The organism is Serratia sp. CoH_122_TC_1 (assembly GCF_058191755.1).
The window spans coordinates 1-13,504 of record NZ_JBXWLA010000022.1 but is presented as its reverse complement, the minus strand read 5'-3'; the positions used below and the strand labels follow the sequence as shown (position 1 = coordinate 13,504).

At 49.8% G+C, this 13,504-nt stretch carries 10 protein-coding genes; all 10 read left to right on the top strand.

Annotation, left to right across the window (positions count from 1 at the left end):
• The 10 genes from AC2FC2_RS23265 to AC2FC2_RS23220 all read left to right on the top strand — a co-directional run bounded on the left by AC2FC2_RS23265 (position 1) and on the right by AC2FC2_RS23220 (position 13,355).
• Positions 1–3,075, top strand: coding sequence for a P-loop NTPase family protein (locus AC2FC2_RS23265; protein ID WP_130016817.1), 3,075 nt, complete (start codon positions 1–3; stop codon positions 3,073–3,075).
• A 140-nt stretch (positions 3,076–3,215) separates the two neighbouring features.
• Positions 3,216–4,442, top strand: coding sequence for a conjugal transfer protein TraW (gene traW / locus AC2FC2_RS23260; protein ID WP_130016818.1), 1,227 nt, complete (start codon positions 3,216–3,218; stop codon positions 4,440–4,442).
• Positions 4,435–4,998, top strand: coding sequence for a conjugal transfer protein TraX (traX, locus tag AC2FC2_RS23255; RefSeq protein WP_129935354.1), 564 nt, complete (start codon positions 4,435–4,437; stop codon positions 4,996–4,998). The genes traW and traX overlap by 8 nt, the downstream gene beginning before the upstream one ends.
• A gap of 64 nt (positions 4,999–5,062) precedes the next feature.
• On the top strand, positions 5,063–7,207 hold the full coding sequence (locus AC2FC2_RS23250) for a DotA/TraY family protein (protein WP_129935352.1): 2,145 nt from the start codon (positions 5,063–5,065) through the stop codon (positions 7,205–7,207).
• A complete protein-coding gene (locus tag AC2FC2_RS23245; protein ID WP_130016819.1) occupies positions 7,204–7,782 on the top strand; it encodes a hypothetical protein in 579 nt (192 codons plus the stop codon). The genes AC2FC2_RS23250 and AC2FC2_RS23245 overlap by 4 nt, the downstream gene beginning before the upstream one ends.
• Before the next feature lie 191 nt (positions 7,783–7,973).
• Positions 7,974–9,233, top strand: coding sequence for a secretion/conjugation apparatus DotM-related subunit (locus tag AC2FC2_RS23240; protein ID WP_130016820.1), 1,260 nt, complete (start codon positions 7,974–7,976; stop codon positions 9,231–9,233).
• Between the two features lie 13 nt (positions 9,234–9,246).
• Positions 9,247–10,260 (top strand): hypothetical protein, encoded by a 1,014-nt coding sequence (locus tag AC2FC2_RS23235; protein WP_130016821.1) that lies wholly within the window; start codon positions 9,247–9,249, stop codon positions 10,258–10,260.
• A gap of 37 nt (positions 10,261–10,297) precedes the next feature.
• Positions 10,298–12,475, top strand: a complete 2,178-nt coding sequence (gene trbC, locus AC2FC2_RS23230; protein WP_242506325.1) for an F-type conjugative transfer protein TrbC — start codon at positions 10,298–10,300, stop codon at positions 12,473–12,475.
• A 10-nt stretch (positions 12,476–12,485) separates the two neighbouring features.
• Complete coding sequence (locus tag AC2FC2_RS23225) at positions 12,486–13,022, top strand: phospholipase D family nuclease (RefSeq protein WP_130016822.1); 537 nt, start codon at positions 12,486–12,488, stop codon at positions 13,020–13,022.
• 9 nt (positions 13,023–13,031) lie between these two features.
• Positions 13,032–13,355 (top strand): hypothetical protein, encoded by a 324-nt coding sequence (locus tag AC2FC2_RS23220; RefSeq protein WP_130016823.1) that lies wholly within the window; start codon positions 13,032–13,034, stop codon positions 13,353–13,355.
• Positions 13,356–13,504: the final 149 nt, after the last annotated feature.

The following is a 13,504-nucleotide window of genomic DNA, read 5'->3' as shown; positions in this document are numbered from 1 at the left end:
ATGATTATTGATAAAATCGAAGACGCATTTGCCTTCTTCTCACGCTATACCCTGGGCAGAGATTTCGCGCAGTATTGTGACCTGCGCACCGTCATTGGCATGACGCCCGATGATAAAATTCGTCACCCGTCGCTGGACGCACCTTACATCCATGTCACCCACAACAATGATTACGCCAGTTGTTTTGAAGTCCTTGGCGCATTTCGAGAATTTAGTGAAAACGTGCCTAAGACACCGAACGAACAACCCGAAGCCGACAGCTACCTGCGTTTTGTGTTGAAACTTCGGGATGCACTAACAGGCGACTTTAAGACTCTGGGCCATAAAATCAGTATTGTTTTCGAGCGGGATCCTAGTCGCGGAAAAGAAGAAATTACCCGATTGGTGGAGCCTCAGCGGCAGGCCTATCACAAACTCGGGTTAACACTTGATGATCTGGTCGATGAGCAAATCACCAAAATGTCCCCCTATGTTGCCCGTGAGCGTGTATGGCTGACGGTTTACACGGCAATTTCCTCCCTGCCCGCAGCGGAACGTAAAGAAGAAACACACCGCCAGGAGCAACAGTTTAAAGATGTACCGGAGGCGCGATTCGGTCAAAATCCTGTGTTTGCTGAATTTGAGGGACTGAAACTCCGACACGATGCCTTTATCGACAAGTTGGCCAACGACCTCACTAATGGTAACGAGGGGGTGATGGTTCGCTTACTGGACGCTCACGAAGCAGGGCATATCTTGCGCGACGAAATCGAACGCCTCAGCACGGATGAAAGCTGGCAACCTCTGCTTCCTGGCGACCGGGTGATCCCACATGGAAAATTGCGCGATGACGATATCAGTGGTGCATTGGCCCCTCACCTCAATTTTCAGTATTGCGACACTGAGGTAACACCCCACGGTAATTTGATTGAAGTTGACGGATTGTTCCATGGCCAGCTCGCAATGACGCTGGCACCACAGCGGCCAGAACCGTTCAGCCAATTGTTCAAAAAGGTTCCCCGGCAAATCCCCTGGCGTTTGCGTCTGGATCTGATGCCCGGCGGTGGTGCTCATCTCAACAACAAACAGAACCTGCTGTCTTTTGTCGCTTTCGTACCGTCTCTGCGTGATATCTACAAATCGGTATCCTGGTTGGTGAAGCAAGATAAAAAAGAACCGGTGTGCATGATGAGCATCACAGCCAGTACCTGGGATGCTGATAAAAGCCGGTTGAAGCGCAACCTGACGCTTCTACAAAAATCGATTCAGGCCTGGGGTGTTACCTCCGTCACCCGAACCTTTGGTGATCCAATCAGAGCCTGGATAAATACGTTGCCACTGGCATCCAGCTACAGTGCACCAAATCTGATGTTCCCTCCGTTATCCGAAGGCATCAAGCTGATGCCTCTGCAGCGCCCTGCCAGTCCGTGGGGCAATGAGGGCAACTCCATACACCAGACGGTTGATGGCAAGCCCTATCCGATTGGGTTAGCCAGTGCGCTCCAGGAAAAACATACCGAGTTACTGGCTGGCGCTCCAGGTTCAGGAAAATCCTTGTTGGCCAACAGCCTGCATCTGGATGCGATAACCAATGGCAACAGCGATCTGCCGTTTATGGCCTTTATAGACAAGGGGTTTACTGCCCAGGGCTTTTACGATTTGGTTCATGACAGCCTTCCCGTTGACCAGAAAGACAAGATCATCAGCATCATTCTGCAAAACGTCGCAGACCATTGCCGCAACCCATTTGATATTCAATTAGGTCTGAAATACCCGATCAGCACTGAGCGTGATTACTTGCTGAGATTATTGACCAGCCTGTGCATCGATCCACAAACGGGCCTCGCCCCCGATGCAACGTCATGCAAACAGATCCTGTCCCGCGCCGTTGACCTGGTGTTTCGCAAAAACAGCGATACCGAACCCGTGCGATATGGCCCTACCCTGGTTCCGGAAGTGGATGCGGCGCTCAAAAGCAGCGGCTGTATTTCTCAGCACGACACGCAATGGTGGGAGTTGGCCACATGGTACGAAGTTCGTGACATGTTGTTTGAACATGGTCATGTCTATGAAGCCTCTCTTGCCCAAGCACAGGCGGTTCCCGAGCTGAATGATCTCCAGGGCGCCCTCAATAGTGAAGAGTTGCGAACGGCGTTCGGCATGGTCAACCGCCCGGGATCGGATGAAACATTACTCAGTTACGTATCGCGTTGCCTGACTCAGGCGTTGTTTGATTATCCACTGATTTCCGGTCGCACACGATTTACCGTCAGCCCTAACACTCGCATCAGGATAGTCGATGTCAATAACGTGGCCGGTAATGATTCGCCTGAAGGAAAAATTCGCACCGGTATCATGTACCAATTTGCTCGCCATTTAGCAGGAGGCACTGACTTCTATCTGCCGCAGATACAGACAGAACTGTATGCCAAATTGGATCCACGCTACGTCCAACTGCACCGTAAGCGCATCGAGCAGTTGGATCAGGAGATCAAACTCATCTTCATTGATGAGCTGCATAACATCAAAGGTATTGATGCACTCTGGTCCGCCTTACAAACGGAGGATAGGGAGAAACGCAAGTTTGGTGTCCGTACTGTCTTCGCATCGCAGTACCTGGACGATTACCCTCAAACCATACTGGACTCGGCGAACTCGCTCTATTTACTTCGGGTACGTACTAAGGACTTCGACATCCTGCAAAACACCTTCAAAGTCCCGCGTGCCACATTATTGAAACTCCTGAACACAACCAAAGGCCCGGCACCAGATGGCAGTGGTGTCACCTTCCTTGCCGTGTTCCAAACCACCAATGGCAACGTTGCACAACTGTTGAAAAATACCGTCGGCCCTCTGCGCCTCTGGGCTTTGAACTCCACACCGGCAAACAGAGCATTACGCAATATGTTGTATGACGCGCTGGATGGCAAAACCGCACGGCGGCTGCTGGCTAATGCTTTTCCCGGTGGCTCTGCAGAAAACCATATCAAGATGTTGAAAAAACGTGCCGGCAACGACGATGAAGGTGGCGCCATTCGTCAGCTGGCAAATGAACTCATCGCCAAAGCCGGCTATATCCAGGGAACTGCGGCTTAAGGAGAAAATATGTATGTGACAACGTTTTGGCCTCGTTTTAAACAATCATTTTTTCACTATCCCATCACCCACATCACTATTTATACCGCGCTGTTCTGGACTCTTGCCGCCTCAGTCGCCCTACACATTTGGAGCTAGTCATGTTTTGGACTCGTCAACATCCCTGTCAACTCAGCCTGCTGACCGTACTGGTCCTAGCTGCATATCTGCCAGGCAACGCAGTAGCCTATCCCGTTGAAGTCATGAGCAGCCTGCCAGTCGAAACGCAGGTGGCGCCAGCACTTGGGACCATAAACGGTACACTGTCAGAAATCGCCGGTACCCAGCACCAGGTCGGTGCCGCTATCAACCAGAACGGTGGCAAAGTTGTCGCACAGATTGAACAGGCAGCCCAGGCACAGCGGGATCAGGACATATTCGCCCGGCAGACCGAACGATTGGAACAAGCCCGTCGTACCTACAGCGTTCCTGACAGCATCTGCACCGAATCCGGTTCAGGCATGGCCGCTCAGGTGCAAAGCGGTGCCCGGGCTCGCCAGGGAGCCTTGTCCAGCGGCAGTGGGATCAGTAACAGTGCCATTCGTCAGGGTGTTACCTCACCGACCCCTCCACCGGAGCAGACACAATTCCGAACGGCCGCAATACATGCCGACTACTGTGATGCCACGGATTTTGCGGCATACGGTGGAACAGCCTTGTGCAAAGGCATCTCCGATTTACCTGGTGGGGACAAGAGACTGACAGCCTTGTTGGATGGTGCTGGTCAGGAAGGGAAAGCCCCGGACTTGACCTTCAACCAACAGCAAACCGATGCAGCGATGGCCTATACCCTCAACAGTGCGCCTGCGACTGCAGGTAAGCAGTTGGGGAAAGGTGAAGTCAAAACGACATCAGGTCAGCAGTACGTAGGGATAATGACACAATATGAATCGGTGAATTCTGCAGCACGCGAACCCATGTTGGCCATGGTCGCCGCCAGTCAGCCTAATGAAGCTACCCGAGATGTGTTGAAAGAAACGCTGCAGACCCCGTCTGCAGCGGCGTATTTTGGGCGCACGGCATCGGAGGAAGCGCAACGTAGCGGCATGATGTCCGAACGTGAGTTTGAACAGTTCGAAGTAGGCAGACGCTATGCCAATACGGACTACCAAACTGACCTGCAGGCAATGGATGGGGATAATTTAGCGCGTGAATCTATACGGATCCAATCACTGCAGAATTGGTTATTACTGGGGATAAAGCAGCAACTGCAGAAAAACAATATTCTGCAGGGCCAACAGCTATCTATCTCAGCAACAGAAAACTATCGTCCGCAGTTGCAAGCAAAAATGCGTGAAGTCAGTGCAGGAGCAGCCCGTCATGACTGAAAAAAATGAGAAAACAGCTCCACATTGGGGCCGTCGTGTTGGTAAGGGGGCGTATTACACCGCCAACATTTTTTTGCCACTCTCAGAACTGCGATATACCGCCACGAAAATCGGCCCCTCGCTGATTAACCACCTTAAACGAGCACGGCACCTCTCACCCTCTTATCAACTGGAGCAAAAACTGAGGGAGCCCGTGCTGGACTTTGACGACGCCGTTGCAGCCAGCGGAGTTTCGACGACGGTATTGATAAAACGCTTTCACCGGCGCAAACAACTTTGCCTGGCACTGTCGGCGGTACCGGCATTTATCATCATCAGTGTCATGCTGGTCGTCCTGGCCAGCAATATCTACACGCCGTTGTTACTGGCCAAAACGTTAGCCCTGGTGTTAGCCCTCTTGTCTTTAGCCGCAATCCCCTTCGTTCAGGCTCTCGTTTGCTCATGGCGTTTGTGGCAACTCCGGGAACGCCGAGCATCTCAGCAAGAACGCGGGGGATTTATGGACTTCTTGACAGAAAACCACTGGCTTAAAACAACGCTTTCACTTCGGCAGTAACCTGCAGGTAGCACCTTTCCTTCCTGGCGCCCGCCAGGCAATTGCCTTCAAAAACGAGCATCCTATGAAAGCCATACGAAAATTGATGGCCGGCGCTTTGCTGTGCCTGTTTACGGCCAGTGCCTGGGCCGATACTGCGGTCAGTTTTGATACCATAGAACAAGCGGCTAAACGGTCTAGTGACCTGTCTCGCCAAATTCTGGTTATGATATTTGGTGACGTTGTCACTAACCCATTATCAACTGAATCAAGCATGATCGGTCAGCTATTCTTTGTGTTTAACGGGATAGTCATGGCCATTGCTGTCGTCTGGTTCCTGTTGGTCACAGTCAAACATCTGGTACAAGCCGGACAGCACGGGAAAATATTCAACCAGGGCAGCTCAATGGTCGGCCCAGTCACAACGACCGCTGGGTTCCTAACCCTGGTACCTACGGTCTCTGGTTGGTCCTTGGCGCAGCTCATCTTCCTTTGGGCAGCTTCTATCATGGGGATAGGCAGCGCCAATGTAGTAACTGATCGAATTGTGGATTTATTGGAAGAGGGTTACTCCCTGGTGGTACAACCCGTTGCACCACAGACAGTGAGTGCTGCCCGGGCTATTTACGAAATGAATTTATGCATGTATGGGGTTAATTCGGAACTCAGCAACATGTACCAACAGTATGGCCAGGGTGGTACTCCACTGATGAGTATCAAGTCACTACCTGACGGCTTTGAGATCGGCAACGGTAGCGCTTTGTGTGGTTCCGCCCGGCTACCGGAAAGCCTGGCAGACCAGACGACCAGCTGGCTATTCCCCGTTCCCGTGAACACAGACAGCATAATCAATGCTCAGCGCAGTGCCATGAATGAGATGCAAAACACATTATCACAGGACGCATCTCAGTTTGTTTCTGCTCTGGCCAACAAACAGGTGAATGGCAGTGGTTCATTACCAGATGCTGAAACTGACATCCAGAAAGCGGCACGAGCCTATGAAGACAGAATAAATCAGGCATTGAAAGCACAAGGGCACTCCGACGAACTGGCTTCCGTTCTCTCGGCCCAGTTGAAAAAAAATGGTTGGCTGGCACTCGGATCTTGGTACCAAACGTTTGCCACGGCCAATAACAAGTTCAATGACGCAGTCCAGTTAAAGCCTGTAATTTCAGGTATGTCTGGCCTGGGTGATTTGGGAGCTAGCGACAACTACTCCAATATAAAAACAGCCTACAAAGCTCAACTGCAGAACTCCCCCTACACACCCCCACTGGGGACACAAGGGGCTAAAGATACTCAACAAGCCACTGACGCATCTGACCCAAGTGCAGTCTTTGTTGGATTATTTAAATCACCAATTCAAAAACTAGCGAACAATATCGCAACTTCGAATATCGGAAACTCTTCAGTTAGCAATGACCAAATGAATCCATTACTGAAAATGAAATTCATTGGTGACTTAACCTTAGGTGGTGCCGAGGCGACTCTGACATTATTCACTGCGGGGAAAGTAGCCGCTGCCTTATCTACTAAGGGGTTTTGGGGAAGCCTTGCCGGTGCTTTCTCTGCTAATGCAACAGAAGGGTTTTCTGCTTTTCTAGATGCTATTTCCCCGGTTGTTTATTTTATTATTTTCGTCCTATTTGGAATTGGCATAAGTCTTTCAATATATCTCCCTTTCATACCATTTATTTTTTGGATAGCAGCAGCAGCTAACTGGCTTGTTAGTGTTCTAGTTGGTGCCACTGGCGGTACATTATGGGCTGCAACGCATATAGGTATAGAGGGCGACAAGGGGCATCGTTCATCATATGGCTATGTTTTCCTGATTGATGTAATGATTAGGCCGATGCTCATGGTCTTCGGTTTCGTATTTGCAAGTATAGTGATCGTTGCCCTTGGAACTTTGTTAAATCTAATGTTCGGATCAACCATTGCTAACGTCCAGGCCAACTCGATTACAGGATTAGCATCTGTAATAGGTATTTTGATGGTCTATGCAAGGATATGTACTACTGCGGTTACTCGAGTATTCAGCCTACAAGTAACAATGCCAGACTATATCATTTCTTGGTTAGGGGGACGTGAAGCTGCAAGTATTTTAGGTGGTATGGCTGAGTCAACAAAAAACATTTTTGCTGGTTTTTCACATGGACTACAGCGTTCGCCTGGTGTAAAATTCAATCATAAAGGTTCAAACAATGAACAGGGAGATGGAATTAAATGACAAAAACGCAACTTTACTTAAAGTCCTTCTATTTAATGTTTTCATTATGTGCAGGTGCCTTTTTTTTACTTTCATCTTTGATTTTGTTCATTGTATCAGATGCACGAAGCAATCCAGCCTGGCCAGTTTTTTCTTTAGTCGTCGGTTTAGCTTTAATTTATTCATTTTACCGCACGCTTCGGAACTCTAAAAAGAAAACCGAGAACATAATAAATAGTTACATCTGCAATAACTTCACCCCATCTAATGGGTATGAGATTAAAATATTAGACATTGGTAAGTATGTTGGGGTAGACGTAAAAAACGGAACAATACTATTATTATCAACAACCGACTCTATTTTTAAAGGAGTCCGTGTCGCCGATCTGGTTGGATATGAATGCAGAGGAAGCACCCTGACGTTTAAGTTCAATGATGTTTACTTCCCCTACTTTAAAATCAATGTTGGTAGCGAAAGTAAGTGCATGGAATTCGGTAATAAACTGGATGTTCTTCTTTCCTCTTCCTATCGCCCTGAGAACGAGTCTGGTAACAGTTTTGGTGAATTCGTTCGCAACAAATCCCTAGCCTATTGATAAATTAAATAGTATTTTCCAACATCCATTTTCAGCGCCCTAATCGGCGCTTTTTCTTTGCTGAAAAAATCCTCCTTGGTGTAGTCCCCCCTTATAACCCGTATAGTTTCCTTGCGGGTATACCTTTATCAGGAAAGTATATGGCAACAAGAACAGCCACTCCGCCACCTCAAGGCCAGGAGCGCGGACTCATGATACTTCTTATCTTTTTCATGATCTGCTTTTTAATGTGGATATACCAGCCCCCCATCATGTATGGAAGTTGTTGGATAATTTATCAACTCTGGTCTCTTTGCGACTTCCCGCGCAACCACAGTTATGTTGCTGAACGATTGAATTTATTAGCTTGGGCGGCAAATCGCGTTAACGACCTCAGTTGGAGTGAGTTTATTAACGTGATGAACAGAACAGCCGGCATTTTGTTAGCACCATTATCAGTGATTGTAGTAGGGAGCATGATTGCAGTCCGTAATCATGCGAGCAACCGAACGCGAAGAGATATTAACGTATATTCCCTACCTAAAATTATGTCGCAGTTCTCTCCCAATATTGTACCTGCCCTGTGCTACGGCGATAAAGAAACACAACTGCTGAACTGTGACCCACCAGAGCATCGAAGTGCGCAGTCACCGGAAGAATTTGCCAAACAACACCAGTTGGTGATCGGTGAACGCCTTGATCATGAAAGAGCTCGCATCGTCTTCGAACAGCAACTGGGTGCCCCACTCAAAGATGCATCCAGTTTTAGCCCCCATGAGCGTGCCTTAGTCGCTGCTTTCGGGCTTCAGGCATTCTTAAAGGACCGCAAGGGAGCTGAGAAATTGCTGGATGGCTTGAACCGCTCCTGCCTCATCAAAAGCCGTCGTGATAGGGGAAAAAAGGGGTATCCAGTTTTGGGACTGGCGACCAAAGCCTTCGAACGCGTGATCAGTACCCCCGAGGCAAAAGCCTGGCTAGGTCGACATAGCACTACCCGTACCGCAATGTTCGCTTTACATGACCAAGACTTACGCCTGCCCGGTCCGCGCTTTCGCTGGCTAAAAGGTCTCGATCGCACATTGTGGTATGCCCTGACCTCGACCGGCCGACCAAAAGTCTTTGTTGAAGGTGCCGGCGTGATTGCCGTTTCAAAATGGGAGACCCTGGTTGGGGAAGTATCAGAACGACTCAGAGTATCGGTTCCTATGCCAGAAAGTCGAATGGACAAGGCTATCCATGGCTTGGAAATTGATTTGCGAAACCTGGGGTTAACCATAGAAGAGAAATCAGCTACCGAGCCTATTGAATGCGCACCAGATGCTGATATGGAAGACGAAGTGGGAGATGTGGTGATTTTGCGCAATCAAGAAACCGCTATACCCGCGGCCACCATTGCAACAACACGTTCGCCTGAGCAACACCCCGTCAAAACTCGCACATTCACTCGCCCCAGAACACAACGCCCGTCTTAACAGGAAACAATCGATGAATACTCATTTTACTGCATCCCTGCAGGGTAAAACCCTGTCTGTTTACTCACGAAAATCCGGCAGCGATCACGCAATCGCCATACTTGAACTGGGTACATACTCCCGTTTTTATATTAAAGATAACGATATCTACCACGATAGCCGCGATCTGCACCAAGCTATCATCCATCACGGAACATCCCCAGAGGACGCCCAGACAATATTACGTGCGATAAACGCAGCCGTACTTCGTCGGCGCGATAGGAGGGTTCAGTGTGGGAAACTGACCACAGGTGTCATTCTCGGTGCCGCCGTTACCATGGCTATTGTCACAGCCTGGAACCTTGGTGCATCTGGAACCAGACCCCTCCTTATTCCGGCGAACCAACAACCCGTATTTCAAGCGCCGGTGATCTCTGTACCTAATTCTCCGGTGGTTCCGATCCAACCAGCCCCTGCAGTAGAATTATCAGCTGATTCGACGCCAACTATCCGCCAGGTTGAACCAGCAGGCGCCCTCCCCAAAGCCGCTGATTATCAAAAAACGGCAGAGATTTTGCGTAAAACAGCCCAAAGCGGCCAATACACGATCGCACTGTCATCAGGCCATCCACGCACGCTGTATGTATTTGCCGACCCGTTGTGTCACAACTGCCAGATCATTGAACCGGCATTAGAAGCCCTGTCAGAAAAATACAATGTTGAGATTTTCCCGGTGACCCTTGTTGGTAAGCAACAGACCCTGAACCTGGTGAGTCCTATCTTGTGCCAGGCCCCTTCGACACGTCTGGCATTATGGAAATCACTGTTCCGCACAGACGCCGGTTTAGCGCCAGGTGAAAGCCCCCCACAACCTGCATCATGTGAAGCCGGTGAAACCGCAATCGCCAAAAATGACGTTGCCTTTAATTACTACACACTCCCGGGCACGCCTTCTTTATTGGCAGATGATGGTCGCTACATCCCCCTGCAGTCACTGAAAAGTGACGATGCGTTGGAAGCCTTCCTGAACTCATCGACCGTCCAGTAATACCAGCCATCCGATCTTTCCCTGATTGAGGTTACTCATGACACGCCCTGTAGAAGTCGACCCGCGCCGGGTGCGCAGGCCGCTAGGTTATACCTTTATAAATGATGCGTTACTTTCTCCGATGGGGGTTCAACTCAGTCTGCTCGCTGGCTTAATTGTGGGCTTCATTATGCCGGCCACACTGTTACTTACCGTCCCTGGGCTGCTACTTCTGGTCATGCTGTTTGCCGATCGTCCGTTTCGTATGCCATTACGCATGCCAACGGACATTGGCGGCATGGATCTAACCACCGAACGTGAAATGCCCAAGTACCGCAAAGGTCTGGGCGGATTTTTCCGGTATGTGGTTCGCACCCGCAAATACCTGCCGGCAGCCGGTGTAATGTGCCTTGGGTATGCCCGCGGCAAAGGCTTGGCACGAGAGCTATGGCTGACGTTGGACGACGCTTTGCGGCATATGCTGCTATTGGCTACCACGGGCTCGGGTAAAACGGAGGCTCTCTTGTCGGTCTTCCTGAATTCAATATGCTGGGGACGTGGGATCTGCTATTCGGACGGTAAGGGCCAGAACACACTGGCCTTCGCCATGTGGTCTCTGGCTCGTCGCTTTGGCCGCGAAGATGATTTCTACGTGCTCAATTTCATGACTGGGGGAACGGACAAACTACTGCAGCTGTTGCTCAATGATAAAAAGCGGCAACCCTCAAACACTATCAATCTGTTCGGAACCGCGAACACCACGTTTATCATCCAGCTGATGGAATCCATGTTGCCGCCCGCCGGCAGTGGAGATCAGGGCTGGCAGGACAAAGCAAAATCAATGCTGTCTGCCTTGGTTTATGCCATCTATTACAAATGCAAACGGGAAAAACGTCGCATTTCCCAAAAGGTCATCCAGGAGTATTTACCCCTGCGAAAACTTGCTGATCTCTATCAAGAAGCCAAGCGAGACGGTTGGCATCGTGAGGCATACAATCCATTGGAGAATTACTTCAACACGTTGGCTGGTTTCCGCATCGAGTTGATTAACAAACCATCGGAGTGGGAACAAGGGGTATACGATCAGCATGGGTACCTGATCCAGCAGTTCAACCGTATGTTGACCATGTTTAACGACCTCTACGGCCACATCTTCTCAACCGATGCCGGTGATATTGATATCGAAGACGTACTGCACAACGATCGCATTCTCTGCACGACCATACCCGCGCTGGAACTCTCCAAGGGTGAAGCATCCAATATCGGTAAGCTGTACATTTCAGCCATCCGCATGACCATGGCCAGAGACCTGGGCTGCGAGCTCGAAGGGATGATGAACGATGTACTGATCGTCAAAAAATACAGTGGTAAGTTCCCCTACCCGATCGCCATGGATGAGTTGGGTGCCTACTTTGGCCCGGGTATGGACAACCTGGCAAGCCAGATGCGAAGTCTGGGATATATGCTCATTGTTTCTGCCCAGGATATTCAGAGGTTTATCGCCGAACACAAAGGCGAATACATGACGGTAAACGCCAACCTGCTAACCAAGTGGTTCATGACGCTGCAGGATGAAAAGGACACGTTCGAACTGGCCAGGATCACCGGAGGTAAAGGGTATTATGCAGAACTGGGCTCAGTAGAACAGGCTGGCGGGTTTATTACGCCTAACTACGAAGATGCAGCCAATAACTATATTCGTGAAAAAGACCGGCTAGATCTTGGTGACTTGAAAGATATGAGCCCCGGTGAAGGCATGATTTCCTTTAAAAGCGCGCTGGTACCGAGTAATGCCATTTATATCCCGGATGACCAGAAAATGACGTCCTCACTACCGATGCGTATCAACCGTTTCATCGACGTGGAAACACCCACCGAAGCTGAGCTATTTACCCTGAACCCGTCATTAAAGCGCAAATTACCGCCTGCCGCACAGGAGATCGATGGCATCCTTCAACGCCTCGAGCAGGCAATGGATACAACAACATCTGCTGGCATGATGGATCCTGTACTCAAACGCGTTGCTGCAGTGGCACTCGACCTGGACAACCGCGCCGACGTCAGTTATTCACCAACCCAACGTGGTGTGTTGCTGTTTGAAGCGGCCAGAGAAGCTCTGCATCAGAACAAACGCAATTGGCGTCAGCTGCCAGCACCTCCTAAACCCATCCGCGTATCAAAAGAAGTCGCACAGTCATTGGCGAACGCCGGCACAAACGAAATCACTTTCCGCTAGAGAGAACCACATGCAACGCTCTGTTATCCGACCGCTCACACTAGCATGGCTGCTGGCGGTGCCATTCGTCTCGCTTCCCGTACAGGCCTCACCAACATTCAGCGTAGGCTTTTCCCCTTCTCACTCAGCCAAAGCCGCCGTATTGGATGTGATTAACCAGGCACAACAGACGTTGAACGTCGAAGCCTATTCGTTTACTGACAAAGGTATCGCCAGGGCACTACTTGCCGCAAAAAAAAGAGGTGTCACCGTTAGAATTATCGCGGACCGCAAAGCCAACAGCGATAACTATACCGCGGTAACGTTTATCGCCAATAGTGGCCTCAACGTCCGCCTCAACGACAAATATGCTATATTTCACAACAAGATAATTCTGGCTGACGGTCATACCTTGCAAACCGGCAGTTACAACTACTCCTCAAGTGCAGATAAACGCAATGTGGAGAATGTACTGGTAGTACGCAACCAACCCCAGTTGGTGACAGTCTATCAACAAGAATTCGAACGGCTATGGCTGGAAAGCCAACCACTTCCCCCTAACTACTGAGGCACCGGTATGAGTGACAAAAGCCTGGACTATCGGCGCGGCTATACTGAACTGGTAAGGCTGTGTGCAATGATGTTGATGGCTCTGACGGAAACAGAGTCCAGGGACGATGACACCAGACCGGTGTTGACAATTGAGCGGGCGGAGAACCTGCGTGATGAGTGCACCAGATTGCTTAATCTCTTTGTCGCCCCGGAACAATTCGATGTCGATAAACACGATGCGATTATGCACCGTATGATGACCATATTCACTGAGATATACGACAACGATAGTAACGCCTGGCTAAGTTACCAACCGGCGCTGCAACAGTTGCACAAACACCTCAACTGAACTGTATTAGCTCAGACTTGACCTGACAAAGCTATGGCACAGAGCCAGACTCAATCTTACAGGCAGCTCTGTGCTGTGAGTTCAATGGGTCGATGCAACGCTATCCTTAATCAAGGGGGGACGTTGCCATGAAACGAAGAACTCGGATT